This is a genomic window from Streptomyces durhamensis, from assembly GCF_000725475.1.
GTDB classification, from domain to species: domain Bacteria; phylum Actinomycetota; class Actinomycetes; order Streptomycetales; family Streptomycetaceae; genus Streptomyces; species Streptomyces filipinensis.
Genome location: NZ_JNXR01000015.1, coordinates 250,153 through 275,723 on the forward strand (window position 1 = coordinate 250,153; position 25,571 = coordinate 275,723).

Annotated in this window: 25 protein-coding genes and 2 pseudogenes; 9 read left to right on the forward strand and 18 right to left on the reverse strand. The window is 74.4% G+C overall.

What is annotated here, in order from left to right:
• The 3 genes from gnd to IO33_RS0122980 all read left to right on the forward strand — a co-directional run bounded on the left by gnd (position 1) and on the right by IO33_RS0122980 (position 2,338).
• Entirely contained in the window at positions 1-879 is an 879-nt protein-coding gene (gene gnd / locus IO33_RS0122970; RefSeq protein WP_031168011.1) for a phosphogluconate dehydrogenase (NAD(+)-dependent, decarboxylating), read from the forward strand.
• Between the two features lie 6 nt (positions 880-885).
• Entirely contained in the window at positions 886-1,479 is a 594-nt protein-coding gene (locus IO33_RS0122975; protein ID WP_031168013.1) for a histidine phosphatase family protein, read from the forward strand.
• Between the two features lie 193 nt (positions 1,480-1,672).
• Positions 1,673-2,338: a TetR/AcrR family transcriptional regulator gene (locus IO33_RS0122980; protein ID WP_031168015.1), complete on the forward strand. Its 666-nt coding sequence runs from the start codon at positions 1,673-1,675 to the stop codon at positions 2,336-2,338.
• A gap of 13 nt (positions 2,339-2,351) precedes the next feature.
• Here the strand turns inward: IO33_RS0122980 and IO33_RS0122985 are convergent, their stop codons facing one another.
• Both IO33_RS0122985 and IO33_RS0122990 read right to left on the reverse strand, forming a co-directional pair.
• Positions 2,352-2,693 carry a VOC family protein gene (locus tag IO33_RS0122985; protein ID WP_031168017.1) on the reverse strand — a complete coding sequence of 114 codons (342 nt, stop codon included), beginning with the start codon at positions 2,691-2,693 and terminating at the stop codon, positions 2,352-2,354.
• A gap of 70 nt (positions 2,694-2,763) precedes the next feature.
• Positions 2,764-3,360 (reverse strand): TetR/AcrR family transcriptional regulator, encoded by a 597-nt coding sequence (locus IO33_RS0122990; RefSeq protein WP_031168019.1) that lies wholly within the window; start codon positions 3,358-3,360, stop codon positions 2,764-2,766.
• On the opposite strand from IO33_RS0122990, the gene IO33_RS0122995 reads away from it, so the two are divergent.
• Positions 3,345-4,358, forward strand: a complete 1,014-nt coding sequence (locus IO33_RS0122995; protein WP_280921810.1) for an NAD(P)-dependent oxidoreductase — start codon at positions 3,345-3,347, stop codon at positions 4,356-4,358. The genes IO33_RS0122990 and IO33_RS0122995 overlap by 16 nt on opposite strands.
• A gap of 14 nt (positions 4,359-4,372) precedes the next feature.
• Here IO33_RS0122995 and IO33_RS0123000 read toward each other — a convergent pair whose 3' ends face one another.
• Positions 4,373-4,810 (reverse strand): PPOX class F420-dependent oxidoreductase, encoded by a 438-nt coding sequence (locus IO33_RS0123000; RefSeq protein ID WP_031168023.1) that lies wholly within the window; start codon positions 4,808-4,810, stop codon positions 4,373-4,375.
• A 98-nt stretch (positions 4,811-4,908) separates the two neighbouring features.
• Here IO33_RS0123000 and IO33_RS0123005 point away from each other — a divergent pair, with 98 nt between their 5' ends.
• The 3 genes from IO33_RS0123005 to IO33_RS0123015 all read left to right on the forward strand — a co-directional run bounded on the left by IO33_RS0123005 (position 4,909) and on the right by IO33_RS0123015 (position 8,151).
• Complete coding sequence (locus IO33_RS0123005) at positions 4,909-5,493, forward strand: TetR/AcrR family transcriptional regulator (RefSeq protein ID WP_031168025.1); 585 nt, start codon at positions 4,909-4,911, stop codon at positions 5,491-5,493.
• Positions 5,490-6,866 carry an MFS transporter gene (locus IO33_RS0123010; protein ID WP_078963849.1) on the forward strand — a complete coding sequence of 459 codons (1,377 nt, stop codon included), beginning with the start codon at positions 5,490-5,492 and terminating at the stop codon, positions 6,864-6,866. The genes IO33_RS0123005 and IO33_RS0123010 overlap by 4 nt, the downstream gene beginning before the upstream one ends.
• 61 nt (positions 6,867-6,927) lie before the next feature.
• On the forward strand, positions 6,928-8,151 hold the full coding sequence (locus IO33_RS0123015) for a serine hydrolase domain-containing protein (protein WP_031168028.1): 1,224 nt from the start codon (positions 6,928-6,930) through the stop codon (positions 8,149-8,151).
• A 134-nt stretch (positions 8,152-8,285) separates the two neighbouring features.
• Here the strand turns inward: IO33_RS0123015 and ribA are convergent, their stop codons facing one another.
• Entirely contained in the window at positions 8,286-8,957 is a 672-nt protein-coding gene (gene ribA, locus IO33_RS0123020; RefSeq protein WP_031168030.1) for a GTP cyclohydrolase II, read from the reverse strand.
• Positions 8,958-8,995: 38 nt separating this feature from the next.
• On the opposite strand from ribA, the gene IO33_RS47635 reads away from it, so the two are divergent.
• Positions 8,996-9,784 (forward strand): creatininase family protein, encoded by a 789-nt coding sequence (locus IO33_RS47635; RefSeq protein WP_078963850.1) that lies wholly within the window; start codon positions 8,996-8,998, stop codon positions 9,782-9,784.
• A gap of 215 nt (positions 9,785-9,999) precedes the next feature.
• On the opposite strand, the pseudogene IO33_RS52595 reads toward IO33_RS47635, so the two are convergent.
• The 5 genes and pseudogenes from IO33_RS52595 to IO33_RS0123055 form a co-directional block, all read right to left on the reverse strand.
• Positions 10,000-11,091: pseudogene (locus IO33_RS52595) on the reverse strand (lysylphosphatidylglycerol synthase transmembrane domain-containing protein); the annotation flags it as partial.
• Positions 11,088-12,284 (reverse strand): class I SAM-dependent methyltransferase, encoded by a 1,197-nt coding sequence (locus tag IO33_RS51280; RefSeq protein WP_167349464.1) that lies wholly within the window; start codon positions 12,282-12,284, stop codon positions 11,088-11,090. The gene IO33_RS51280 and the pseudogene IO33_RS52595, both read right to left, overlap by 4 nt.
• Positions 12,281-13,462 (reverse strand): glycosyltransferase family 4 protein, encoded by a 1,182-nt coding sequence (locus tag IO33_RS0123045; RefSeq protein WP_031168038.1) that lies wholly within the window; start codon positions 13,460-13,462, stop codon positions 12,281-12,283. The genes IO33_RS51280 and IO33_RS0123045 overlap by 4 nt, the downstream gene beginning before the upstream one ends.
• Positions 13,459-13,857, reverse strand: coding sequence for a 6-pyruvoyl trahydropterin synthase family protein (locus tag IO33_RS0123050; protein WP_031168040.1), 399 nt, complete (start codon positions 13,855-13,857; stop codon positions 13,459-13,461). Before IO33_RS0123050 ends, IO33_RS0123045 begins: the two co-directional genes overlap by 4 nt.
• A 109-nt stretch (positions 13,858-13,966) precedes the next feature.
• Positions 13,967-14,956: a zinc-dependent alcohol dehydrogenase gene (locus tag IO33_RS0123055; RefSeq protein WP_031168042.1), complete on the reverse strand. Its 990-nt coding sequence runs from the start codon at positions 14,954-14,956 to the stop codon at positions 13,967-13,969.
• A 107-nt stretch (positions 14,957-15,063) separates the two neighbouring features.
• Here IO33_RS0123055 and IO33_RS0123060 point away from each other — a divergent pair, with 107 nt between their 5' ends.
• Positions 15,064-15,831, forward strand: coding sequence for a CDP-alcohol phosphatidyltransferase family protein (locus IO33_RS0123060; protein WP_031168044.1), 768 nt, complete (start codon positions 15,064-15,066; stop codon positions 15,829-15,831).
• 75 nt (positions 15,832-15,906) lie between these two features.
• Here the strand turns inward: IO33_RS0123060 and IO33_RS0123065 are convergent, their stop codons facing one another.
• From IO33_RS0123065 to IO33_RS0123105, 9 genes and pseudogenes are all read right to left on the reverse strand, one after another.
• On the reverse strand, positions 15,907-16,617 hold the full coding sequence (locus tag IO33_RS0123065; protein ID WP_031168046.1) for a YcnI family protein: 711 nt from the start codon (positions 16,615-16,617) through the stop codon (positions 15,907-15,909).
• A gap of 41 nt (positions 16,618-16,658) precedes the next feature.
• A complete protein-coding gene (locus tag IO33_RS0123070; RefSeq protein ID WP_031168048.1) occupies positions 16,659-17,282 on the reverse strand; it encodes a hypothetical protein in 624 nt (207 codons plus the stop codon).
• A 376-nt stretch (positions 17,283-17,658) separates the two neighbouring features.
• Positions 17,659-17,892, reverse strand: a complete 234-nt coding sequence (locus tag IO33_RS53805; RefSeq protein WP_031168050.1) for a hypothetical protein — start codon at positions 17,890-17,892, stop codon at positions 17,659-17,661.
• Positions 17,893-18,224: 332 nt separating this feature from the next.
• A complete protein-coding gene (locus IO33_RS0123080; RefSeq protein ID WP_031168053.1) occupies positions 18,225-19,589 on the reverse strand; it encodes a GH1 family beta-glucosidase in 1,365 nt (454 codons plus the stop codon).
• A gap of 28 nt (positions 19,590-19,617) precedes the next feature.
• A pseudogene (locus IO33_RS49455) lies at positions 19,618-19,722 on the reverse strand (carbohydrate ABC transporter permease); the annotation flags it as partial.
• 171 nt (positions 19,723-19,893) lie between these two features.
• Positions 19,894-21,297, reverse strand: a complete 1,404-nt coding sequence (locus tag IO33_RS0123090; protein ID WP_078963852.1) for an MFS transporter — start codon at positions 21,295-21,297, stop codon at positions 19,894-19,896.
• A gap of 199 nt (positions 21,298-21,496) precedes the next feature.
• Complete coding sequence (locus IO33_RS0123095) at positions 21,497-22,093, reverse strand: TetR/AcrR family transcriptional regulator (protein WP_031168057.1); 597 nt, start codon at positions 22,091-22,093, stop codon at positions 21,497-21,499.
• Positions 22,094-22,208: 115 nt separating this feature from the next.
• On the reverse strand, positions 22,209-24,266 hold the full coding sequence (fusA, locus tag IO33_RS0123100; RefSeq protein WP_031168059.1) for an elongation factor G: 2,058 nt from the start codon (positions 24,264-24,266) through the stop codon (positions 22,209-22,211).
• 655 nt (positions 24,267-24,921) lie between these two features.
• Positions 24,922-25,191, reverse strand: coding sequence for a hypothetical protein (locus tag IO33_RS0123105; RefSeq protein ID WP_031168061.1), 270 nt, complete (start codon positions 25,189-25,191; stop codon positions 24,922-24,924).
• Between the last annotated feature and the right edge of the window lie 380 nt (positions 25,192-25,571).

Here is a 25,571-nt window from a genome sequence, read left to right on the forward strand (position 1 = left end):
ATGCAGCTCGGTCTCATCGGTCTCGGCAAGATGGGCGGCAACATGCGCGAGCGGATCCGCCGCGCCGGCCACACCGTCATCGGGTACGACCGCAACCCCGAGGTCTCCGACGTCAAGTCCCTCGCCGAACTGGTCGAGCAGCTGGACGCGCCGCGCCATGTGTGGGTGATGGTCCCGGCCGGCACCGCCACCCAGACCGTCGTCGACGAGCTGGGCGACCTGCTCTCCCCCGGCGACACGGTGATCGACGGCGGCAACTCCCGCTGGACGGACGACGAGAAGCACGCCGCGGCGCTCGGCATCAAGGGCATCGGCTTCGTGGACGCCGGTGTCTCCGGCGGTGTGTGGGGCCTGCAGAACGGCTACGCGCTCATGGTCGGCGGCGACAAGGAGCACGTGGAGCCGCTGAAGCCGGTCTTCGACGCGCTCAAGCCGGAGGGCCCCTACGGCTATGTCCACGCGGGCCGGGTCGGTGCCGGGCACTTCTCGAAGATGGTCCACAACGGCATCGAGTACGCCATGATGCAGGCCTACGCCGAGGGCTGGGAGCTGCTGGAGAAGGTCCACTCGGTGGAGAACGTCCGCGAGGTGTTCCGGTCCTGGCAGGAAGGGACGGTCATCCGCTCCTGGCTCCTCGACCTCGCGGTCAACGCCCTGGACGAGGACGAGCACCTGGAGAAGCTGCGCGGGTACGCGGAGGACTCCGGCGAGGGCCGCTGGACCGTCGAGGCGGCCATCGACAACGCCGTCCCGCTCCCGGCGATCACCGCGTCCCTGTTCGCCCGGTTCGCCTCCCGGCAGGACGACTCCCCGCAGATGAAGATGATCGCGGCGCTGCGCAACCAGTTCGGCGGCCACGCGGTCGAGAAGAGGGACTGAGCCGCGGTGGGGGACCTCCTGCTGGTCCGCCACGGTGAGACGGAGTGGAGCAGGTCGGGACAGCACACGAGCTTCACCGACCTGCCCCTGACCGAGCACGGCGAGGAACAGGCCAAGTCCCTCGCCCCGCTCCTCACCGACCGGACCTACGCCCTCGCGCTGTCCAGCCCGCTGGGCCGCGCGATACGCACCGCCGAACTGGCGGGCATCTCCGGGGCCGTACCCGAGCCCGGCCTGCACGAGTGGGACTACGGCGGCTACGAGGGCGTCACCACCGTCGACATCCACCGCTCCCGCCCCGGCTGGGACCTGTGGACCGACGGTGTGCCGCCCGGCCCCGCCGGGCATCCCGGCGAGTCACCGCGGGAGGTCGGCGCTCGCGCCGACCGGGTCCTGGCCCGGGTCGAGGCGGCGCTCACCGAGGACGCCGGGGACGTGGTCCTCGTCGCCCACGCCCACTTCCTGCGCGTGCTCACCGCCCGCCGGCTGGGTCTGCCGCCCGCCGAGGGCCGGCTGTTCCAGCTGGCCACGGGCACGGTGAGCCGGCTCTCCACCGAGCACGGCCGGCCTGTGATCGCCGAGTGGAACAGACGGCCGTGACGGCCCGTCGCCCGCGGCCCGGTTCACCCCTGGTGAGCCGGGCCGCGAGCGTCACCGCCCCGGCGCCGAGCCGCTCACCGCCTCCGGTGCGGGCCGTGCGCAAGACCACAACCGCGGCGGGGAGCCCTGCTTCTACAATCACCGGCACACAGCGAGCGTGCCGCCCAGGCGTCCACCGGCCCGAAGGAAAGCGATGACCATCGTCGAAGAACCGGTACGACCCGGCGGACGGGTGCGCGACGCGGCCCGCACCAGGGCCGAGATCCTCGACGTGGCGACGCAGGAGTTCGCGCGGGCCGGCTTCGACGGCGCGCGGGTGGACGAGATAGCGGCCCGCACCCGCACCACCAAGCGGATGATCTACTACTACTTCGGGGGCAAGGAACAGCTGTTCACGGCCGTGCTGGAGCGGGCGTACGGGGTGATCCGCGAGGCCGAGCGGCAGCTGGACGTCGAGCACCTGGACCCGGTCGCCGCGATCCGGCGGCTGGCCGAGCTGACCTTCGACCACCACGAACGGCACCCGGACCTCATCCGCCTGGTCAGCATCGAGAACATCCACGGCGCCGAGCACATCGCGGCCTGCGGGAAGCTGGGGGAGATCGGCTCCCCGGCCCTGGCGGTGATCCGCCGGATCCTCGCCGCGGGGCAGGAGTCGGGGTTGTTCACGGCCGACGTGGACGCGGTCGACCTGCACGCGGTGATCAGTTCGTTCTGTTTCTTCCGGGTCGCCAGCCGGCACACCTTCGGGGCGCTGTTCGGCCGCGACCTGGTGGACCCCGCCCGGCGGGAGCACTACCGGACCATGCTCGGCGACATGGTGATCGCCTACCTGACCGCGGAGCGGGCCGACGGCTGACGCCCCCGCACGCCTACGGGCGGGGGTGGCGCGGCTCGTACAGGGCGAGTTCGCCGCCGCCCGGCAGGCGCAGGGCGGTCACCCGGCCCCAGCGGGCCTCCTCGACCGGACGCGTGAACTCCACTCCGCGCTCGGTCAGTTGACGCCGCGTCGCGTCGAGGTCGTCGCACATCAGCATCAGCTCGTGCGCGGGCTCACCGTCGGTGGGGTGACAGGCCACCTCGGCGGGCGGCGCCTGGAAGAGCAGCCAGCCGTGGCCCGCGTCGACGTGCGCCCAGCCGAGGGTGTCGCGCAGGAAGGCCCGGTCGGCCTCCGCGTCGCGGGTGTAGAGCACCACATGTGCACCGTTGATCACGCGCGGAGGCTAGTGCGGCTCACGGGCCCGGGCAAGCACCGGCGGCCGGCGACCCGCCACGCGCCCCGGTTCACGGGGCCGGGGCCGCCGCCGCGTCGAGGAGCGGGCCGAGTTCCCGCACGGCCGTGCACAGGGGGGCCGTGTCCCGTTCGGCGCGGGCCATCAGGATCGCCCCCTCCAGCGTGCTGATCATCAGGGTGGCCAGGGACGCGGCGCGGGCCGCCGGTACCCCCATACCGGCCAAGGCCTCGGCGAGCGGGTTCCGCCAGGTCGCGAACGCGGCGGCCGCAGCCTCCCGGGTCGAGCCGCCGGCGGCGGCGCACTCGACCGTGGCGGCGGCCACCGGGCAGCCCGCCGTGAAGCCGTCCGCCGCGTACTCGTCGGTCCACTGCGCGGCCATCGCCGCGAACAGACCGCTCGGCGTCGGCGTTTGGAGTCCCGCGAGGAAACGTGCGATCCGCTTGCCCGCGTAGCGTCCGGCCCAGCCGACCGCCTCGTTGACCAGCTGTTCCTTCCCGCCCGGGAAGTAGTGCTGGAGGGAGCCGCGCGGTGCGCCGGCGTGTGCGGCGACCTCGCGCATGCCGGTCGCGGCGACGCCGTCGCGCCGGATGAGCTGGGCTGCACTGAAGACCATCCGCTCCCGCGGCCCCCATCGCGCCTCGCTCATGGCCGTCCTCCGTCCTCACGGCGCCCGTTGCCGCACGGCCTCCACTCTATGACCGGCGTCATAGCGACGGCTACTATGACCGCGGTCATACCCGGTTCCCGGAGCGAAGGACGGTCGCCATGCACGTCGGTTTCATCGGCCTCGGAGTGATGGGCCGCCCCATGGCCGAGCGCCTGGCGGCCGCCGGCACTCCCCTGGTGGTCTGGAACCGGACCCCGGAACGCGCCGCACCCCTGCGCGCGGCCGGCGCGTCGGTCGCCGCGGACGCCGAGGAGGTGTTCGCGCGCTGCGACGTGGTGCTGCTGATGCTCGCCGACGAGGCCGCGGTCGACGCCGTACTCGGCCGGGGCACGCGCGCGCTCGCGGCGCGCGTCGCGGGACGCACGGTCGTCCACATGGGCACCACCTCGCCCGAGTACTCCCACGCCCTGGAGACGGACGTCCGCGCCGCCGGCGGCCGGTACGTCGAGGCGCCAGTCTCCGGGTCACGGGTACCGGCACAGGAGGGTCAGCTGGTGGCGATGCTCGCCGGGGAGGCGGACGCCGTGGCCGCCGTACGCCCGCTGCTCGCGCCGCTGTGCCGGCAGACGTTCGTGTGCGGTCCGGCGCCCGGTGCGCTGCTGATGAAGCTGTCCGTGAACCTCTTTCTGATCACCCTCGTGACCGGGCTGACCGAGGCGTTCCACTTCGCCGAGCGCCAGGGCCTGGACCGGCGGCTGTTCCTGGACGTCCTCGAAGCGGGCCCCATGGCCAGCGGCGTTTCCCGGATGAAGGCGCCGAAGCTGCGCGAGCGCGACTTCGCGGTCCAGGCGGCCGCGCTGGACGTGCTGAAGAACAACCGGCTGATCGCCGAGGCGGCCCGCGGGGCGCGGCTGGCCTCCCCGCTCCTCGACGTGTGCCACACCCTGTTCGAGGAGACGGTGGCGCAGGGGTACGGCGGCGAGGACATGGTCGCCGTCCTGCGCGCGATCGAGGCGCGGACCGCCGGCGCGCCGTAGCCGGTCGCCGCGGGTCAGCGCCTGGGGGCGCCGTAGACCCGGTCCACGTGCAGGCGCACCACGAGGCGCCGGTCGCGGACCATCGCGGCCCGGTAGTCGTCCCAGTCCGGGTGTTCGCCGATGACGTCCCGGTAGAGGCGGACCAGTTCCTCGACGGTCTCGTCGTGCGGATCCCGGGCGACCGGGGACAGTTCGGCCGTGCCCTCGGCGACCGTGTACGCCCAGCGGTCGGCGCTCGTGACGTGGTAGGAGGCGCGGGGGTCGCGGCGCAGGTTGCGGGTCTTGGCGCGGTCGTCGGTGACGGAGATCCGGATGATCCGCTCGTCGGGGTGGTAGGCGTGGCTGACGTTGGACAGCTGGGGGCGGCCGTCGCGCTTGAGGGTGACCAGCACCCCGCCGTGGCCGTCGGAGAGGAGGTCGAGCAGCGCGTCCTGCGTGGAGTCCTGGGTCATGACTGGGTCAACTCGGCACGAGGGGCGGAACATTCCCGCGCGGGCGTACCACCGGAGACCGGTAGACACTGTCTACGTCCCCCTGGTAGACAGTGTCTATGACTGAGTCGGACATCGGGTTGCGGGAACGTCTGGTCGATGCGGGGGTGGAGCTGCTGGCCGCCGAGGGGCTGCAGGCGCTCACCCTGCGGGAGATCGCCCGGCGCGCCGGCGTCTCGCACGGGGCGCCGCGCCGCTACTTCCCCTCCCATCTGGAACTGCTGTCGGCCATCGCGCGCCGGGGCTTCGGCGACCTGGCCGAGCGGGTGCGGCAGACGCTCACGGACGGGCCCGCCGGACCGCGCGCGCAGGTGGCGGCGCTGGCCCGGACGTATCTGGAGTTCGCGCTGGACCACCCCGGCATGTACGAGCTGATGTTCCGTCACGACCTGCTGCACAGCGGGCACCTGGGACTCCGGGAGACGAGCCTGCCGCTGTTCGGTGTGCTCGCCGGGCTGGTCGGCGAGGCCCGGCCCGGGGCCGACGCGCGCCGGGTGGCGGGCGCCCTGTGGGCGAACCTGCACGGGATCGCCCAGCTGTGGCGCTGGCGCAGCCTGCAACTGGCGGTCGGTGACGAGGAGTTCGGGCCGCTGCTCGACACGGTGCTGGCGGCGCACCTCGGCGGTCCGGAGGGTGGCCGGTGAACCGGCGGTGGACGCTGGCGAGCAGCGTGGCGGGCGCGGTGGTCGTCGCGCTGGACGGTACGGTCCTCACCGTCGCACAGCCCCGTCTGCAAAGGGATCTGGGCGCGTCGTTCGCCGAGGTGCAGTGGACCAGCACGGCGTATCTGGTCGCGGTGGCGAGCCTGCTGGTGTTCGCGGGGCGGCTCGGTGACCGGTACGGGCAGCGGCGGGTGTTCGCGCTCGGCCTGCTGGGGTTCGGGGCGGCGTCGGCGGGGATCGGTGTCGCGCCCGGGGTGGACTGGGTGATCGGACTGCGGGCGGTGCAGGGGGTGTTCGGGGCGCTGTTGCAGCCGGCCACGCTGGGCATGCTGCGAGCCGCGTTCCCGCCGGACCGGCTGGCCAGGCCGCTCGCCGTGCGCACGGCCGCGATCGGGCTGGCGGCGGCAGCGGGTCCGCTGGTGGGCGGCGCGCTGGTGACCGGCCTGGGCTGGCGGGCGGTGTTCTTCCTCAATGTGCTGCCCGCGCTGGTCTTCGCCCTGCCGGCCCTGCTGCGGCCGGAGCCGCCCGCCGCCGGCTCCCGCACGCCGCTGGACCTGCCGGGTGCCGCGCTGCTCGCCGTGGCCCTGGCCTGCCTGGTGCACGCGCTGACCGCACGGCCCGCTTCCGGGGCGGGGCTCGCCGTCGCCGCGGTCACCGCCGCCGTCCTGGTGCGGCACGAACGGCGCGCGGCGAGCCCGCTGCTGCCGACCGCGGTGATCGGCTCCCGTGCGGTGGGCGCGGCGCTCGGCGTGCTGGTGGTCGTGTCCGCGGCCCTGTTCGGCGCCCTGTTCGTGGCCACCTATGTGCTGCAACGCCGGCTCGGACTCGACCCGTTGCACAGCGCGCTGCGGAGCCTGCCGCTGGCGGTGCTGATGGTGGCGTCCGCCGCGCTGTGCCCGCTGCTGCTGCGCCGGTTCGGGGCACGCGGTACGACGACGGCGGCGACGGCCCTCCTGGCGCTCGGCGTCCTCGTGCTGTCCGGGGCCACGTCCGCGCCTGCGCTCGGGGCCGCGTTCGCGCTGCTGGGCGCGGGGTTCGGCACGGTGATGGTGGCGGCCACCCAGGTGGTCGTACGGCGGGCCGAGGTGGCGGTGGCCGGCGTGGCGGGCGGGCTGCAGCAGACGGCGCTGAACGTCGGCCCGGCCGTGGGCGTGGCCACGGCGACGGCGCTGATGAACACCGGCACCGGTCCGACCCTGCTCGCCCTGGCGGGCCTGGCGGCGCTCGCCGTGCCCCTGGCCTGCGCGCTGCCCAGGACCGACGGCGACGACGCACCGCCCGGGGACGGTGGCGTCGGGCCGGTCACACCCGACGGTGATCAGCGGGTGCACGGGGGTGTCGTTGCGCGACGATGAGGGGTGGGTGCTCTCGGCGGGCGGCCGGGGGCACCGCGGACTAGGCGACCGGAGGAGAGCGATGGCACAGCTGCGGCAGGAAGTCGACCCGGACGAGGCGGGGCTGGACGCCAGGGCACTGGACCGCCTGGACCGGCGGGTCGCGGATTACGTCGACCAGGGGCGGCTGCCCGGCTTCCTGGTGGCCCTGTCCCGCGGGGGCCGGGTCGCCCGTCTCAGCACCTACGGCCACCGTGACGTCGCGGCCGGACTGCCGGTCGAGGCGGACACCCTGTGGCGGATCTACTCGATGACCAAGCCGGTCACCGCGGTGGCCGTCCTGATGCTCGTGGAGGAGGGCCGGCTGTCCCTGGACGACCCGCTGGAGCGCCATCTGCCCGCGTTCGCCGACCCGGTGGTGTACGAGGGCGGTTCGGGCGCCGAGCTGCGCACCCGCCCGGCCGCCGGCCCGATCCTGATCCGGCATCTGCTCACCCACACCGCGGGCCTGACCTTCGGCTTCTACCACCGGCACCCGGTCGACGCCCTCTACCGCGAGGCCGGGCTGGAGTACTCGGTGCCGCCGGGCAAGGACCTCGCCGAGGCGGTCGAGGTGTACGCGCGGATGCCGCTGCAGTTCGATCCGGGCACCCGGTGGAACTACTCGGTCGCCTCGAACGTACTGGGCCGGGTCGTCGAGGTGGTGTCCGGCCGGCCGCTGGACGCGTTCTTCGCCGAGCGGATCCTGCGTCCGCTCGGCATGACCGACACCGGGTTCCACATCCGGCCCGAACAGGCGGACAGGCTGGCCGAGTTGTACGGCGGGACGGACGAGGGCGGTATCCGGCCGGTGCCGGGGCTGCCGGTGCACTCCCGGCCGCGGTTCCTGTCCGGCAGCGGCGGCCTGGTCTCCTGCGCGTACGACTTCCACCGGTTCATGGAGATGCTGCGCCGGGGCGGCGAACTGGACGGCGTCCGGCTGCTGTCGGCGGACAGCGTCGCGCGGATGACCAGCAACCAGCTGCCGGGAGACGCGACGGTGCGGTCCTTCGGCTCCCCCGTCCATCAGGAACCGGCCAACGACGGGCTCGGCTTCGGCTTCAACGTGTCGGTGGTGACCGACCCGTCCCGCACCCTGGCCCCGACCGCCCTCGGCACGTACGGCTGGACCGGTGCGGCCACGACCGCCTTCTGGGTCGACCCGGCCCATGAGCTGACGGTGCAGTTCATGACGCAGGTACGCCAGGAGACGCTGAAGATCTTCCCGGAGCTGCGGCGGCTCGTGCACGAGGCGCTGGTGGACTGAGAGCAGGGGGCACCACCCGCACCGCCCCGGCGCCGCCACCCGCCCGCCGGCGCCGCCACCCGCCCGCCGGTGCCGCCCGCCGGTGCCGCCGCCCGTCTCCCGCGGGGAGGGGCGGCGGGCGCCACGGTCTCGCTTCAGGAGCCGTGCGCGACGGCGTCCAGGTGGGGCAGGATGTGGTCCATCCGCTCCCGCTTGGTGCGCAGATAGGTGATGTTGCTCTCGCACGGCTCGATCAGCAGGGGCACCTGCTCGGCGACCTGGACACCGTGCCGGACCAGCGCCTCCCGCTTGCGCGGGTTGTTGGACATCAGGCGTACCGAGCGCACCCCGAGGTCGCGCAGGATCTCGGCCGCGACGCCGTAGTCACGGGCGTCCACGGGCAGGCCGAGCGCGAGGTTCGCCTCCACCGTGTCCAGTCCCTCCGCCTGCAGGGCCATCGCGCGCAGCTTGGCGAGCAGGCCGATCCCGCGGCCCTCGTGGCCCCTCAGGTAGACGACGATCCCGCTGCCCTCGGCGGCGACGGCGCGCAGCGCGGACGCCAGCTGGTCGCCGCACTCGCAGTGCCGGGAGCCGAACGCGTCCCCCGTCAGGCATTCGGAGTGCAGCCGGGTCAGCACGTTCTCGGTGCCGATGTCGCCGTACACCAGAGCCACTTGCTCGTCACCGCGGTCATGGTCCAGGTAGCCGATCGCCTGGAACTTCCCGTAGACGGTGGGCAACGGTGCATTCACGACGCGTTCCGCGCCCGAACGCCGCGAGGACTTCTTGCCGAGTACGCCGAGGTTGACGCCGGTGTTTTCTGTCATGATCTGATTCCTAAGCAGAGACGAAAGGCCGTGAAACGATGAGTGGTTCGGGCGCGCGTGCGGCGGCATGTGAGAGGACGACCGACGTGGCGAACGGCGTGCTGCCGACGGACACCACGGAAGACGTACGCAGCCTGGGGGCGGGCGTTTCAGCACAGGTCGCCGTCCTTCCCGTAGGGAGCTTCGAACAGCACGGGCCGTTCCTTCCGCTGGCGACCGACACGCTCGTCGCCTGTGCCGTGGCACGGGAGATCGCCGCCGCGTACCCGGTGCACCTCCTTCCTCCGGTGACGGTCTCCTGCTCGCACGAGCACGCGGACTGGCCGGGGACCGTCAGCATCTCCTCCGTGACCCTTCATGCGGTGGTCCGGGACATCGCGGCGTCGCTGCGCCGCTCGGGCGTCGACGCGCTGGTCGTGGTCAACGGGCACGGCGGCAACTACGTGCTGGGCAACGTCGTCCAGGAGGCCTCCGCGCGCGGTGAGCGGATGGCGCTGTTCCCGGCCGCCGAGGACTGGGAGACGGCGCGGGAACGGGCGGGGGTGCGCACCTCGCTGCTCACCGACATGCACGCGGGAGAAATCGAGACCTCGATTCTGCTGCACGCTCACCCCGAATTCGTCCGCCCTGGTTACGAGTCCGCCGATTTCACCGCTGACGACCGTCGTCATCTGCTGACCGTGGGAATGTCCGCCTATACCGAATCGGGTGTCATCGGGCGTCCTTCCCTGGGGTCGGCGGAAAAGGGGAAGGAACTGCTGGCGAGCCTGGCGGAGTCCTTCGCGCCGTATCTCGCGCTGCTCACCCCGGCGGAGGGGCGCGGGTAGTCCCGAGCGGGCGCGGGGCCCTGCCCGGGGGTGGAGCCCCGCGCGGGCCGCGGGCCGTCCGGCACGGGAGCCTGTACGCAAGCCGGTGCGCGGTCCGTTGTGTCTGTCGTTGTGCGCAGGCCGGCGTACCAGCGCACGGCGAGGACGACGGCGCCGGGCAGGCTCGCCAGGAAGCTCAGCACGCCGTACACGACGGCGACGGCGACACCGGTGCTCGCGCCGAGTCCCGCGGCGCCGAACGCCCAGGCGGTCACGCCCTCGCGGGGGCCGAAGCCGCCGACGTTCAGCGGCAGGCCCATGGCGACCAGCGCGAGGACGGCGAGCGGGACCAGCACCGCGACCGGTGCGGCACAGCCGGCGACCCGGGCCGCCACGACGAACATCGCCAGGTGCCCGGCGAGGACGAGGGCGGAGGAGACGGCGATGCCCGGTCCGCCCCGGCGGGAGAGCAGGCCCCGGCGCGCCTCGCCGAGGGCGGTGCGCAGGGCCCCGGCCCGGCGTGCGGGCGCGCGGTTCATGCGCACGGCGAGGGCGACGGCGAGCGCGCCGGCCGCGGCGAGGGCCACCAGCGGGGCGAAGTCGCGGGCATCGGCCCGCACCGGGGACGGCAGGGTCGGCAGCACCGCGGCGGCGAACACGGCGAGCGCGATCTGCCCGGCGACGCGTTCCAGCACCACGGCCTGCACGCCGCGGCGCAGATCACCAGCGCTCTGTCCGTGCCGCACCGCCCGGTGCACATCGCCCAGGATCCCGCCGGGCAGCGCCGCGTTCAGGAACAGCGCCCGGTAGTAGTCGGCGACGGCGGGGCCCAGCGGCAGCCGGATGCGCAGGCCGCGGGCCACCAACTGCCAGCGCCAGGCGCTGAGCACGGTGGTGACCGCGCCGATGCCCGCCGAGGCCAGCACCGTCGCCGTGTCGATCCGCCGCAGCCCGTCGAGGAGCACCCCCGTGCCCAGCCGCCACAGCAGGAAGCCGAGGATGACGACTCCGGCGACGGTCCCGAAGTGCGTGCGCAGCGCGCGGAGTCCGGGGCGGCGGGGGCTGAGGCGCCGCGCGGCCTCGGCGGACGGCGGCTCCGTGGGCGAGGGCGGTTCGGGGAGCCGGGCGCCGGCGCCGTTCTCCGCCCGCACCGTGCCCAGAGCCTGGCGCGCGGGTGCGGGGCGGGTGCCCGCGCTCTGCACGCGCGCGTGCGGCGCGCCGGCGTCGTGGACGCACCCGTGAACCTGGCCGGGGGGCGTCACGCGCGCGTGGGCGTCGGCCCCGGTGACCCGGTGCCCGGCCTGAGCCGCGGCCGACCGCGTGGTCATGACGTCTCGTCCGTCGACGGGGGCAGGGCCAGCAGGTCGCTGTGCTGGACCACGACCCGCAACTCCCCGGCGGCGCAGGCGGCGAGCCGGTCCCGCAGGTAGCGCTCGGCTCGGCCGCGCAGCTCGGGCCGCTGTTCGACGGCCGCGCCCACCCAGCCGCGCAGCCACTGCTCGGTCAGCGCCGACTCCTCGGGGCCGAGCCGCCACGGGCTCGGACGTACCCGTACGGCCGCCCCGCGCGCGGCGAACGCCTCGCTGGCGGCCGTGACCGCGTCCGGGCCCAGCAGCCCACCGCGCCGCTGGTGGGCGTTGAACGCCTCGGCGATCTCCGCGTCCAGCGGGTCGGCGGGGGTGAGTTCGACGTGTCCGGCGACGGACAGCGTGAGCAGTGCGGGGCAGCCGGCCCCCACGCAGGCGTCGGCGAGGGCGACGACCTCTTCGCGGGTGAGGACGTCGAGCAGCGCGGAGGCGGTGACCAGCGAGGCGCCGCTCAGCGCGTCCGGGGTGAGCCGGGCCACGTCGCCGCGCCGGGTCTCCACGGTGACGCCGCTGCCGTCGGCGGCGGAGCGCGGGGAGCCGACGGCGGCGAAGTGCAGCAGGTAGGGGTCGCGGTCGTGCAGGACCCAGTGCTGGGCTCCGGCCAGGCGGGGCGCGAGCCAGCGGCCCATCGAGCCGGTGCCGCAGCCCAGGTCGTGCACGGTCAGCGCGCCGGTGCGGCCGGGCTGGTCCGCCGACCGGATCCGCAGCGCGTCCAGCAGTTCCTCCGCGCGGGCGGCCGCGTCGGCCTCTTCCCTCAGCCGCAGCCATTCGGGCGCGTACCGGGCGGGTTCCTCGGGCTCGCCCGCCCGCAGCCGCACGGTGGTCCGCTCACCGGAAGGCCGCACGGGCCCGGCCCCGGCGACGACCCCGCCGACCGAGTCGCCGGCACTTCCCGCCGAGTCGACTCCACCACCGAGGTCCCCGGCACCCGCCGCGCCGACGGCACCGCCCAAGTCCCCGGATCCTGCTGCCAGGTCCACGGCACCGCCCAAGTCCCCCGTCGCGCCCTCAGCCCCGCGCACCGGCGCCTCCCCGTCCTCAGCCCCGCGTGCCGGCTCCGGCTCGCCGTGCGCCCCGGGTGCCGGCCGGGCCTGCCTCGGCCCGGTCCGGGCCGGGATCGACGTCATCCCGTTCGTGGTCTGTGGAGCGGTCATGCCATCCTCCTCGGGGCTTCGGGGAGCCGGGAGAGGACTCCGGCCAGGCTGCGGGCGGTGGTGGCCCAGCCGTCGAGCGCGGCGCGGCGGCCGCGGGCCGCGGCCTTGAGCCGGCGGCGCACGTCGGGTTCGCCGAACCAGCCGCGCAGTTCGGCGGCGAGCGCGGCGGGGTCCTCCGGCGGGACGAGGATGCCGGGCACCCCGCCGTCGGGGGCGCGGCCGACCGCCTCCGGAAGGCCGCCCACGTCGGTGGCGAGGACCGGGATGCCGCGGGCCAGGGCCTCGGTGACCGCCATGCCGTAGGTCTCGGCGTAGGAGGTGAGGACCATCAGGTCGGCGGCGGCGTACGTGGCGTCGAGGTCCGCGCCGGAGCGCGGGCCGGTCAGGTGCAGCCGGTCGGCGAGGCCGTACCGGGCGATCAGCTCCCGCAAGTGGGCCACGTACGCGGGGTCGTGGCCGAGTCCGCCGACCAGCTCGCAGGTCCACGGCAGGTCCCGTACCGCCGCGAGCGCCTCCACCAGCCGGTGCTGGCCCTTGCGCGGGGTGACCGCGGCCACGCACAGCAGCCGCGAGACGCCGTCGGTGCCGGGCGCGAGCGGCGCGATGTCGGCGCCGGGCGCGGCGACGTGCACGTGTTCGGGGGCAAGGCCGTGATGGGAGACCAGCCGGCGCACGGCCCAGTCGCTGGTCGCGATCGAGGCGGGCACGGCGCGCAGCACGGCGCGTTCGCGGGCGTCGAGGTCGGCGGCGACGGACGGGTCGAGGCCGGTCTCGTCGCCGAGCGGGAGGTGGACGAGCACCGCCAGGCGGAGCCGGCCGGTCTGCGCGGTGACGATCTCCGGGACGGCGCAGGCGACGAGCCCGTCCAGCAGGACGACCGAGTCGTCCGGCAGGTCCCGCAGGGTGCGGGCGAGGCCGTCACGGGCGGCCCGGTCGGGGTGCGGCCAGCTGCCGGGCGCGGTGTGCGGGGTGACCTGCCAGCCGAAGCCCGGCAGGTCCAGGCAGACCCGGCGGTCGTAGGCGTTGCCACCGCTGGGCGCGGCCGGGTCGTCGACGCCGCCCGGCAGGACGAAGTGCACGGTACGCAGGGACATGGGGGTGATTCCGGCCTTTTCGACGGCGGTCGGCTGCACCGGCACGTAGGTCAGGCGGACCCGCTCGGTGGTCGTCTCGGTCACAGGTCACGCTCGTAACTCGCCCAGGCGACATGGGACTCGTGCAGGGTGACGGTGATGCCCGCGAGGCCCTTGGCGCCCTCGCCGAGCGCGCCCTTGTGGACGCGTTCGGCGAGCCGGTCGGCGACGACCTTGGCGAGGAACTCGGTGGAGGTGTTGATGCCGGCGAACTCGGGTTCGTCGTCGAGGTTGCGGTAGTTCAGCTCGGCCGTGATGGCACCCAGTTCCTGCGTGGCCAGGCCGATGTCGACCACGATGTTGTCCTCGTCCAGCTGCTCGCGGCGGAAGGTGGCGTCCACCAGGAAGGTGGCACCGTGCAGGCGCTGCGCGGGCCCGAACACGTCGCCGCGGAAGCTGTGGGCGATCATGATGTGATCGCGGACGGTGATGCTGAACAACGGACGACCCTCCAGGTACGGCGCGTCTGGTCCCCCTGGCCCTACCCGGGGGGATGCCGTGTAGTACGGCTCTTCGCTTTCCCGCGTTCAGCCCTCTTTCACTCTTTTCTCAGGTCAGGCCGGTCTCCGCGTACCGGACCCGGTGGCACAGGGCGGGGATCTCGCCAGAGGCGAGCTTCGGCATGACGTCGGGGAGTTCCTCGAAAGCGCTCTCCCCGGTGATGAGCGCGTCCAGTGCGGGGTCGGCGAGCAGGTCGAGGGCGAGGGCCATCCGGTCGGCGTAGCCGCGGCCGGGACGGGCGGCCGGGGAGACGGTGCCGACCTGGCTGCTGCGTACGGTGAGCCGGCGGGAGTGGAAGGCCTCGCCGAGCGGCAGGGCGACGCGCCGGTCGCCGTACCAGCTCAGTTCCACCACGGTGCCCTCGGGGGCGAGGAGTTGCAGGGCGCGGGTGAGGCCGGCCTCGGTGGCGCTGGCGTGCACGACGAGGTCGCAGTCGCCGAGGGCGTCGGCGGGCGTGGCGAAGTCGACGCCGAGCGCCTCGGCGGTCTCGGCGCGGGCCGGGTCGGCGTCGACGAGCTGCAGCCGCACGCCCGGGAACCGGGCCAGCAGCGCGGCCACCGAGCAGCCGACCATGCCGCCGCCGACCACCGCGATCCGGTCGCCGATCAGCGGCGCCGCGTCCCACAGGGCGTTCACGGCGGTCTCCACGGTGCCGGCGAGGACGGCCCGCGCGGCGGGCACCCGCTCGGGCACGACGGTCACGGCGCTCACCGGAACGACGTAACGGCTCTGGTGCGGGTACAGGCAGAAGACCGTACGCCCGATCAGGGCGGCCGGGCCCTCCTCCACCTCGCCGACGCTGAGGTAGCCGTACTTCACCGGGCCGGGGAAGTCGCCCTCCTGGAACGGCGCCCGCATCACGGCGCGTTGGCTCTCCGGCACCCCGCCGCGGAAGACGAGCGTCTCCGTGCCGCGGCTCACCCCGGAGTACAGGGCGCGCACCAGCACCTCGTCGGCGGCGGGCGGCGCGAGGGTCGCGTCGCGCAGCTCGCCGTGGCCGGAAGAGCGCACCCAGAACGCGCGGGCCGAGTGGTTCATCGGCATCCTCCTGAACGATGGGGAACTTGTTCACGTAACGAGAAGTGCACAGGCCGCGCACAGTACGCGGCGTTGATCGACTCTGTCACTCGGCCGGAGGGTGTGCGGTGGCCCTGAACAACACGTATGGCGCGAGGCTCCAGCAGGAGACCGCTGTGGGAGCGGGCGTACAACTGCTGCTGCTCGCGCTGCTCGGCACGGCGATAGGCATGGGGCCGGCCGGCTGGCTGACGGGGCTGGCGTTCGCGTTCGCCACCTGGGCGGTACTGGCCCGGGCGCTGCACCGTTCCCGGCTGCGCTCCTTCGGCCCCGCGAACCGGGTCACGCTCGGCCGGGCGACCCTGGTGGGCGGGGTGACCGCGCTGGTCGCCGACTCCTTCGAGAGCGCGCCGCCGGTGACCCTGCTGGTCGGTCTGACGGCGGTCGCCCTGATCCTGGACGGCGTCGACGGCAAGGTGGCCCGGCGCACCGGGACGTCGACCGCGCTCGGTGCGCGCTTCGACATGGAGGTCGACGCGTTCCTGATCCTGGTGCTGAGCGTGTACGTGTCCATGCAGCTGGGCCCGTGGGTGCTGCTGATCGGCGGGATGCGGTACGCCTTCGTCGCGGCCGCCCGTTACGCCCCGTGGCTCAACGCCCCGCTGCCGCCGTCCTTCGCCCGCAAGACCGTCGCCGCGATCCAGGGGATATGCCTGCTCGTGGCCGGCGCCGAGCTGCTCCCGCGGCCGGCGAACCTCACGATCGTGCTGCTGGCGCTGGGCTCGCTGGTGTGGTCCTTCGGCCGGGACGTGCGGTGGCTGTGGCGCGCCTCCCGGATGCCCGTGGAGCCGGCGGCCGAGGCCGAGGTGAAGGTGCTGGAGCTGGCGGCGCGCTGAGCGGGTGCGCACAGCACGGGTGAAGGGCCCGGACCGGGTTGCCGGTCCGGGCCCTTCACCGTGGCGCCTGGGCGGTTACGACCGGGCGGCGCGGCTGCGTACGATCGCGAACGCGGCGGCCGCGAGGCCGAGGACGCCGACGACGAGCCCGGCGATGCCGAGCCCGCGGGCGGTGGAGTCGCTGCCGTCGGCCGTCTTGACGGTGGCGGTGGCCGTCCGGGCGGGCGCCTGCGCGGCGCTCGCGTCACCGGCCGTCAGCTTCAGCGCCGGTGCCGGGTTGTCCGGCTCCTCTGCGCCGGTCGGCTCCTCGATCCAGCGCGCGACCTTGCCGTCGGAGTAGGTCTGCAGGGTCTTGAACACCAACTGACCGGTGTCGTCCGGCAGTTGACCGAAGGCGACGTCGAAGTCCTCGTACTGCCCGGCGCCGATCTTCCCTCCGGTGAAGGTGATCGCGGAGGCGGCCTCGGTGATGGTGCCGTCGTCGGTCTTGACCGGCGTCTTGAGCTTGGTGGTGGTGACCTTCGCGGTCCAGCCGTCCTGCGGGTGCACGAGCACGCCGAGGACGGGGTGGTCGGTGGGCAGGAAGACCTGCACCTTGGTGGTGGAGGCGCTGTCCTCCTCGTTGGGAACGCGGAAGGTGAGCACGCCGTCGGTGGCTCCCTTCGCGTAGCTCTCGGGGTGGACGGTGACGTGCGCGGCGGCGGCGCCGGCGGCGAGCAGGACGGTGGCGGCGCTGACGGCGGCGACGGTCGCGGCGCGGCGCGCGGTGCGGCGTGAGGCGGACATGGGTGAGTCGATCTCCGTACGGGTGAGGTGTCCTTCAGGGGTCAGAGCGGGTACGGGATCGGGGCCGGTGGTCCGCGCCGGCTGACCGCGTGCCGCAGCCGGGCCGGCCGGGGTGCTGCGGGGGCGGCCGGGACACGGGGGGCGCCGCCGGAGGGCGCGGGCAGCGGGGTGGCGCACCACCAGGCGAAGAGGCCGGGTACGAGCGTGGCGGTCCGGCGCAGCAGCGACCACAGGGCGGCCTCGCCCCGCCGCAGCCACCAGGAGGCGGCCAGGGCGGCGAGGACATGGGCGGCGGTGGCGTGGCCGGTGAGGTGCGGGTGCACGGTGAGAGGGGTCGCGGCGTGCGTGGCCATCGCGGCCATGGCGTGGCCCGGCATGACCGCCATGTGCGCGGCGCCGGGACCGGGACGGCCGGGGCGGGCGGCGTCGAAGCCGAGGTGCAGTCCGGCCTGGGTGAGCAGCATGGCCGCGCCGATGCCGGGCAGCGAGCGTTCCCGGCCGCCGAGCACCCAGCCGAGCGCGAACACGGCGAGGAAACCGGCCGTGTCGGCCCACGACGGCGGCAGGGCACCCATGGCGAGTCCGTGCCCGGCGGCGGCGAGCAGCACGCACACCGCGGCGAAGACCGCGGCGCGCAGGCCTCTCACCGCCGGGGACGCGCTCATGGTGGTCATGGTGAGGGATCCTCCCACGGCTGGGTGGTACGTGCGGCGCGGTTGTCCTGTTCAGCGGGGACGTGGCGGCTTCCCGTCGCCGAGATCCGGTCCGTGGCGGGCCGGCCGGGTGGCCGGGGACGCCATGGGCGGGCGCAGCGGCACCCCGCCCGCACCGGTGAGCGCCACGCCCTGTTCCAGCAGCCCCCGGCCCGCCGCGTGACGAGCGGCACCGACACCGCGCTCACCGGGCGGCCGGTCCCCTCCTCTCCGGCTTCTTCGGCTCCTTCGGCTTCTTCGACGGCCGTCCGGGGCGCCCCACCGCTCCCGTCGCGGTCACGGCGAGCGCGCCCAGGACGGGCGGGCACGGCCGCCGGGCGAGGAGCGTTCAGGGGGCGCGCTCGGCATAGGGCTGGTTCTCGGCGAGCAGGTGGTCCCGTGCGGGGGGCGGCGGCCGGGCGCCGAGGCCGAGGAAGCCGGGCGAGGCGAGGGCGGTGCCGGGCAGCCGCAGCAGGGCGTGCCGGGCGACGGCGGGCAGGAGTTCGTGGCACAGCGGGTACCAGCGGCCGGCGCCGAGGGCGCGCGGGTGGCGGTGAGGTGGAGCGCGGCGCGTTCCTGCCACGGCAGGGCGGAGGTGCGGGCGGCGAACGGTGCCCAGGCGACGACGAGCGCGGGGGTGGCCGGGCCGCCGCCAGAACGCCTCCGCGCCCGGCACGGCCGGATCGGTGTGCAGGTACCGGCCCGGTACCCATCGTCGGCGACGGCGAACTCCGCGAACTGCTCCACGCGTTGCCGTGTGATCCCGCGCCGCCGGTGCCCGGGCCGCCGTACCCGCGGCGCAGCCGGGCGGTCCTCCCCGGCCGGTACCGCTCGGCCGGCCACCGGGGGTTCGGCGGGCGCTGCGGCCCCCGCGGGTGCTCGCTTCCCGCGCCCCACCGGCCGGCCGGGCCCCGCTCAGGCGGCCCGGCGCGCTCGGCCGCGGTGGACGCGGACGATGTCCGCGTACCGGCGTCCGCTGCCCTTGATCGTGCGCACCTGGGTGCGGTAGTCGACGTGGACGAGGCCGAAGCGCTGGTCGTAGCCGTACGCCCACTCGAAGTTGTCCAGCAGGGACCAGGCGAAGTAGCCGGCCAGCGGGGCTCCCCTGCGGGCGGCCGAGGCGCAGGCGGCGAGATGGCGCTCCAGGTAGTCCTGGCGTTCGGGGTCGTCGACGCCGCCGTCGGCGCGGACCACGTCGGGGAAGGCGGAACCGTTCTCGGTGACGTGGATCTTCCGGGCGCCGTACTCCTCGGTCAGCCGCAGCAGCAGGGTCTCCATGCCGCCCGCGTCGATCTCCCAGTCCATGCCGGTGCGCGGGACGCCCTCGCGGCGCACCGAACGGGCGTACGGCGCCGGGCCGTCGGGGGCGTCGGCGACGTACGCGGGGAAGTAGTAGTTCAGGCCGAGCCAGTCCAGCGGCGTCGCGATCGTCGCCAGGTCCCCCTGCCGCAGGGGCAGTTCGGCGCCGTACGTCTCGATCATGTCGGCGGGGAAGCCGCGGCCGTGCACCGGGTCGAGCCACCAGCGGTTGACATGGCCGTCGTGACGGCGGGCGGCCGCGATGTCCTCGGGACGGTCGGTGGCCGCGTGCACGGTGGAGAGGTTGTTGACGATGCCCACCTCGGCGCCGGGTGCGGCGGCGCGGATCGCCTGGGCGGCGAGGCCGTGGCCGAGGAGCAGGTGCACGGAGGCGCGTACGGCGGCGGTGAGGTCGGTCCAGCCGGGGGCCATCCTGCCCTCCAGGTGGCCGATCCAGGCGGAGCAGCTCGGCTCGTTGAGGGTCGCCCAGAGCTTCACTCGGTCCCCGAGGCGGGCGGCGACGGCCGCGGCGTACTCGGCGAGGGCGAACGCCGTGTCCCGCTCGGGCCAGCCGCCGCGGTCCTGGAGCGCCTGCGGCAGGTCCCAGTGGTAGAGGGTGACGCACGGGGTGATGCCGGCCTCCAGCAGGGCGTCCGTCAGCTCGTCGTAGAAGGCCAGGCCCTTCGGGTTGACCGGGCCGGTCCCGCCGGGCAGCACACGGGGCCAGGCGAGGGACAGCCGGTAGGCGTTGACGCCGAGCCGCCGCATCAGGGCGATGTCCTCCCGCCAGCGGTGGTAGTGGTCGCAGGCGACGTCGCCGGTGTCGCCGTTCGCGACCTTCCCCGGGGTGTGCGAGAAGGTGTCCCAGATCGAGGGCGTACGGCCGTCCTCGGCGACCGCCCCCTCGATCTGGTAGGCCGCGGTGGCCGTCCCCCACAGGAAGTCGTGCGGGAGTGCGGCGAGGTCGATGCGTTCGGACACGGAAGTCCCTTCGGGACAGGGGGGTTGGTCACTTGACAGCACCCGCCGTCAGTCCGGCGACGAGAGAGCGCTGCAGCAGCAGGAAGCCGGCCACCACGGGCACGCTGACGACCAGCGAGGCGGCCATGAGCCGCCTCCGCAGGCCGTGGCCGCGAGGACGAGAGACAGGGTGACGGCGCCTGTGGCCGCGGCTCGGATGCTGCGCATGGCTCCTGGTGTCCCTTTCCGGGAGTCGAGAACCCCGAGGCCGCCCAGAGGGCCGGACCCGCTCTGATCCGTTCGGCCCCCGTAAGCCCCTCACGGCTTAATTTAGGACGTGAGTTAAACCTCTGGGGAAACGGGCGTCAAGGGATACGGCAGCGAGGAGCAGCCCAGCAGTCCGGAAAGCCACGGCGGAACGCCGGAAACCGGGGAGTCCGGGGCGGCGCCGGGCGGCCGCGCGGCGCGTGACCCGCGAGCGAGTGCTCCAGCTTCGTTCACTTGCTGTCCGCCGCTTCCCGCGCGTCCCGCGCCGTGTCTTCCCCGTCTTTGCGGTGCGCCCACGGGCCACCGTCCGCCCCCGCTCCCCCGCCGTACGGCGATGGCGGCGGGCGTCCGGCAGGAGGGTGAGCAGACCGAGGGCGGCGAGGGCGGCACCGAGCCAGAGGGGGCCGCGCAGACTCCAGGCGTCGATGGCGAGGGCACCGAGGGACGAGCCGAGGACGACGCCGAGCGTGATGAATGAGGAGTGCACGGTGTTGACGAGCGGCCCCCCGTTGCCGGTGCGCTGGACGCGGGTGACCATCGCCGGGTTCATGGTGACCCCCGCCAGGCCGACGCCGAGCAGACAGACCACGGCCGCGGCGGGCACGTCGGCGAGGAGCGCGAAGCCGGTGAGGAAGAGCAGGTTGAGCAGCAGGCCCGCGGCGAGTACCGGCACGGTGTACCGGTCGGCGAGGCGGCCGACGACCGTGTTGCCGACGACGGTGGCGGCCCCGTAGGAGATGAGCAGCGGCGGCACGGCGGAGGCGGAGAATCCGGTGAGGCCGGTCAGGATGGGGCTGAAGTAGCTGAACGCCGCGAAGGTGGCCCCGATGATCAGGGTGCTGGTGGCCAGCACCAGCCACAGCCGCCGCCGGGCGAAGACACCGGCCTCGGCCCGCAGACCGCCGCTCGGGGCGGCCTGGAGTCGCGGCACCCCGGCCAGAGTGGCCCCGGCGGCGACCAGGGTGAGCACCGAGACGGACCAGAACACCCCCCGCCAGCCGAACCGTTCGCCGATCAGCGTGGACAGCGGCAGGCCGAGCAGGGTGCCGAGCATCAGACCGTTCATGGCCACGGCGACGGCGCGCCCCCGCGCCTGCGGCCGGGTGAGCCGGGCGCACAGGGAGAGGGCGACGCCGAAGAACGCCTGGGAGGCGACGCCGGTGACGATCCGGGCGGCCAGCATCGTGCCGTAGCCGGTCGCGGTGGCGGCCAGGACATTGCCCGTGAGGAAGACCGCGAAGAGCACCGACAGGGCGGTGCGCGGCGCGAGGCGCATCACCGCCACGGTCAGCACCGGACCGCCGAGGGCCATCGCGGCGGCGAACGCGGTGATGAGGTAGCCGATCTGCGGCACGGTGGCGTGCAGGCCGCCGGCCATCTGCGGCATCAGGCCGGCGACCGCGAACTCGCTGGTCACCATGGCGAAGATGCCGAGCGCCAGGACGTATACGGCACGGGGCACGGTGGTTTCTCCCTTGCTGTTCGCTGCTGTTCGCTGTGCGAGGCGTGTCGGTGAGGGATTGCGGATCGGGCGGTTGTCGCTCGACGGTTATGGATCGGTCAGTTCAAAACAAAGGCAGCGGAATGCGCCGCCCGGTGGCGACCCGTGCCGACCGGTGCAGACCGGGCCCATGCCGGGAGCCCGGCAGCCGCGGGCGGGGTCAGGCGGTCAGCGCGTCCAGGGCGATCGCCGCGACGGCCTCCAGGGCGGCCCGGTCGGCACCGCCCTGCGCGGAGACGCGCAGTCCGGCCACGGTGGCGTTGACGAACCGGGCCAGGTCGCCCGCGTCCCGGGCGGACGTGACACTGCCGTCGCGCCGGCCCGCCTCGACCGCCGCGCGCAGGGCGGCGAGCCGGCGGGCCGTGTCGCGCTCCAGCATCCCGGCCGCGGCGGCATCGCGCGCGGCCCGTTCGACCGTCGTGTTGACGGTGAGACAACCCAGGCTGCGACCCTGCGGCCGGTTGTCCGCGTCACCGTCGAGCACCAGCGCGAACAGGGCGCGGATCCGGTCGGCGCCGCTGCGGGCGGGGTCCTCAAGAACGGCCAGCTGGGTGGCGTTCATGGTGGTCATATAGCGGTGCAGTGCCCGCTGGAACAGGTCGTGCTTGCTCTTGAAGGTGTTGTAGATGCTGCTGCGGCCCAGCCCGGTGGCGTCGCACAGATCCCGGGTGGAGGTGGCCTCGTAGCCCTTCTCCCAGAAGGTGCGCATCGCCGCGTCCAGGGCCCGCTCCTCGTCGAAAGTCCTCGGTCGGGCCATACCGGGACCCTAACCGTTTTGGACTGTCCATTGCAATACAGGGGGCCGGGACGGTCGAGCGGGCGCGGGACCGCACCACGCGCCGTGTCGGCGCGGGGTGCGGTCCCCGTCCTCGCTACCGGGCCGGCACCGGTCGCGGTGCCGGCGCGTAGCCGGCCGGCCGGGTCGTGAAGGTGCCCCGGCCCTGGGTGCGGCTGCGCAACCGGGTGGCGTAGCCGAACAGTTCGGCCAGCGGCACCGTCGCGGTCACCGCGGCCGCTCCGCCGCGGGTCTGCGAGCCGCCGACCCGGCCGCGCCGGGCGGCGAGGTCGCCGAGGACCGAGCCGACGGCGTCCTCCGGCACGGTGACCGTGACCTCGGCGACCGGTTCCAGCAGGGCGACCGCGCAAGCGCGCAGCGCCGCGCGGAGCCCGAGCCGGCCGGCGGTGCGGAAGGCCGTGTCGGACGAGTCCTTCACATGCGTGGAGCCGTCGGTGAGCGTGACCCGCAGCCCGGTCACCGGGTGTCCGTCGAGCGGGCCCTCGGCGAGCGCGTCCCGGCAGCCGGCCTCCACCGCGCGCACGTACTCCTGCGGCACCCGCCCGCCGACCACGGCGGAGCGGAACTCGAAGCCGGTGCCGCCCGGTTCAGGCCCGAGCGGTTGGACGTCGAGCACGACATGGGCGAACTGCCCGGCCCCGCCGTCCTGTTTGACGTGCCGGAACACGAACCCGGTCACCCCCTCGACGACCGTCTCGCGGTAGGCGACCCGTGGCCGGCCCACGCCGACCTCCGGCCCGCCGTCCCGGCGGATCTTCTCCACCGCGACCTCCAGATGGAGTTCGCCCATCCCGGACAGCACGGTCTGCCCGGTCTCGGCGTCGGTGCGCACCACCAGCGAGGGGTCCTCCTCGGCCAGCCGTGCCAGCGCCGCCGCCAGCCGGCCGGTGTCCGTGGCGCGCCGGGCCTCGACCGCCACGGACACCACGGGGTCAGCGGCCACGGGCGGCTCGAACAGCAGCGGCGCGCCGGGGTCGCACAGCGTGGAGCCGGCCCTTGCCGACTTCACACCCGCGAGCGCCACGATGTCACCGGCGACCGCCCGGTCGAGCTGGACGTGCCGGTCCGCCATGACCCGCAGGATGCGCGCGACGCGTTCGGTGCGCCCGGTGCCCGGATCCCGCACGGTGTCTCCCTTCTCGACGGTGCCCGCGTACACGCGCACATAGGCCAGCCGCCCGGTGGCGCTCGCGTTCACCTTGAACACCAGCCCCGCGAACGGCGCTTCGGGGTCGGCGGCCCGCCGCTGCTCGGTGCCCTCGTGGACACCGCGTACGGCGGGGACGTCCAGCGGCGAGGGCAGCCAGGCCACGACCGCGTCCAGCAGCGGTTCGACGCCGCGGTTGCGGTAGGCGGACCCGCACAGCACGACCACGCCGTCCCCGGTGCGGGTGAGGTCCCGCAGGGCGGCGGCGAGGGTGCCGGCGTCGAGCGTGCCCCGGTCGCAGAACTCCTCCAGGGCGGCCGGGTGCAGCTCCGCCACCGTCTCCTCCAGCGCCCGGCGCCGCCGTAGCGCCTCCTGCCGCAGCGGCTCGGGTACGGGTCCCTCCACGGCCGTACCGGCGGCGTCGGGCCACACCAGCGACCGCATCCGCACCAGGTCGACCACTCCGGTGAACGCGTCCTCCGCGCCGATGGGCAACTGGACGACCAGCGGCGCGGGATGCAGCCGCTGCCGGATGGACTCGACGGCCCGGTCGAGGTCGGCGCCCGCCCGGTCCATCTTGTTGACGAACGCGATTCTCGGCACGCCGTACCGGTCCGCCTGCCGCCACACCGACTCGCTCTGCGGCTCGACCCCGGCGACGGCGTCGAACACGGCGACCGCCCCGTCGAGGACGCGCAGGGAGCGCTCGACCTCGTCGGCGAAGTCGACGTGCCCGGGGGTGTCGATGAGGTTGACGCGGTGGCCGTCCCAGGCACAGCTGACGGCGGCGGCGAAGATGGCGATGCCGCGGTCGCGTTCCTGCGGGTCGAAGTCGGTGACGGTGGTGCCGTCGTGCACCTCGCCCCGCTTGTGGGTGGTGCCCGTCGCATACAGGATCCGCTCGGTGACGGTGGTCTTGCCGGCGTCGACGTGGGCGAGGATGCCGAGGTTGCGGACGGCGGCGAGGTGGGTGAGGTTGGTGCGCACGGCCCAGGGCCTTTCTGACGATCAGGAAACGATCAGGAAAAGGGCAGCGCGATGACCCGTGCGTCCGCTTGGAGCGGCCGACGCCCGACCGCCGGCGTGAGCCGGTCCGGCAGGGGTCAGCGGGGCGTCACGGGCGTCCGGTGCCGGCCGCGCAGCGGGCACCGGCCGGACCAGGACACGAGGATCACGTCGTACCGGGAACGGGGAGCGACGACAGCGGTGCGTGCGCGCACGGCCGGGCTCCCCTCTGTGTCGGACGACAGGCGCCGCCGTACGGTCGGCCGGCGCTCGGTACGGCATGACGGTACGAGAGGGACGCGCCCGGGGCACCCGATTTTCGCGTGGGGAGCCACGGCACCGCGCACGGCTGGTCGGAGGCTGCGGTTGCGTCAGGCGCGTCGTGGCTCACGCCGAGGGGGCCGCGGTCGTAGGCCGGGCCTGAGCGTTGCCGTGCGCCTCGTGGAGCCGTGGGGGCATCAGCACCCGGACGGGCCCCCATGGGTGAGGTCTCGTCACGCCACCCGGCCCGCTCCCGCTCCCGCTCCCGCTCATGGTGAAGCCGTGGCTTTCCGGGTCTCGGCCCGGAAAGCCGGTGTCAGCGCCCGGAACGGTCACAGGGCCGGTCCGGAGGGCGCCCCGGGAGGTCAGCGGCGGGTCAGGCGACGTCGTCCTGGAGCGCGGCGTCTTCCTCGGTCAGGTCATCGTCGAACGCGTCGTCCGGTTCCCCGTCGTCCTCGTCGAGGTCGGTGTCCAGGTCGTACGAGTCCTCCGTGTCGATCCCGTGCCGCTGGATGCTTCGCTGCTGCCAGACGGGCAGCTTGAACGGGACGTCCTGCGGGATGTTCCGCCAGGCCTCGCAGTCGGCTCGGTCGGCGCCCAGCGAATCGATGGCGCGGGTACCGTCGTCCGCCCTGACCGCCTCCACGCCCTTGACCGCCTGGATCGACGTGGCCAGGTCGTGCAGGGAGTTCCCCAGGACTTCCGCCGCGTTCCGCGGCGCCGGCGTGGGCGCAGGGCCTTCGCCGGCCGGGGGGAAGGTGCGGCGGAGGTCCGCGTCGGTGACGAGGATGTGGCGGCCGTCGTCGTTCTGGATGACCTGCCCCCTCTCGTCGACCTTCCGGGCCCTTCGGCCGGCGGCGGAGTCGAGGAGCGTCTGCTTCAGCTGGTGCTAGCAACGGAGACGACACCTGCTCGGCGATTTCCCTGTTCCCGGCTTGCACGAGCCCGAAGTGTGCTAGATACGTGCGCCCGCTTCGAAGCTCCTTCCGCGCCGCAAACGCGACGAGGACCGCGACCGTAAGGGCT

What these genes read in the sequence shown, in the direction of transcription:
- IO33_RS0123095 (WP_031168057.1), bottom strand. Translation starts at nt 22,093, where the DNA reads ATGGCCCGACCGAGGACTTTCGACGAGGAGCGGGCCCTGGACGCGGCG.
- IO33_RS0123065 (WP_031168046.1), bottom strand. Translation starts at nt 16,617, where the DNA reads ATGTCCGCCTCACGCCGCACCGCGCGCCGCGCCGCGACCGTCGCCGCC.
- IO33_RS47635 (WP_078963850.1), top strand. Translation starts at nt 8,996, where the DNA reads ATGAGTGGTTCGGGCGCGCGTGCGGCGGCATGTGAGAGGACGACCGAC.
- ribA (WP_031168030.1), bottom strand. Translation starts at nt 8,957, where the DNA reads ATGACAGAAAACACCGGCGTCAACCTCGGCGTACTCGGCAAGAAGTCC.
- IO33_RS0122990 (WP_031168019.1), bottom strand. Translation starts at nt 3,360, where the DNA reads ATGAGCGAGGCGCGATGGGGGCCGCGGGAGCGGATGGTCTTCAGTGCA.
- IO33_RS0123070 (WP_031168048.1), bottom strand. Translation starts at nt 17,282, where the DNA reads ATGAGCGCGTCCCCGGCGGTGAGAGGCCTGCGCGCCGCGGTCTTCGCC.
- IO33_RS0122980 (WP_031168015.1), top strand. Translation starts at nt 1,673, where the DNA reads ATGACCATCGTCGAAGAACCGGTACGACCCGGCGGACGGGTGCGCGAC.
- gnd (WP_031168011.1), top strand. Translation starts at nt 1, where the DNA reads ATGCAGCTCGGTCTCATCGGTCTCGGCAAGATGGGCGGCAACATGCGC.
- IO33_RS0123015 (WP_031168028.1), top strand. Translation starts at nt 6,928, where the DNA reads ATGGCACAGCTGCGGCAGGAAGTCGACCCGGACGAGGCGGGGCTGGAC.
- IO33_RS0123000 (WP_031168023.1), bottom strand. Translation starts at nt 4,810, where the DNA reads ATGACCCAGGACTCCACGCAGGACGCGCTGCTCGACCTCCTCTCCGAC.
- IO33_RS51280 (WP_167349464.1), bottom strand. Translation starts at nt 12,284, where the DNA reads ATGACCGCTCCACAGACCACGAACGGGATGACGTCGATCCCGGCCCGG.
- IO33_RS0123055 (WP_031168042.1), bottom strand. Translation starts at nt 14,956, where the DNA reads ATGAACCACTCGGCCCGCGCGTTCTGGGTGCGCTCTTCCGGCCACGGC.
- IO33_RS0123005 (WP_031168025.1), top strand. Translation starts at nt 4,909, where the DNA reads ATGACTGAGTCGGACATCGGGTTGCGGGAACGTCTGGTCGATGCGGGG.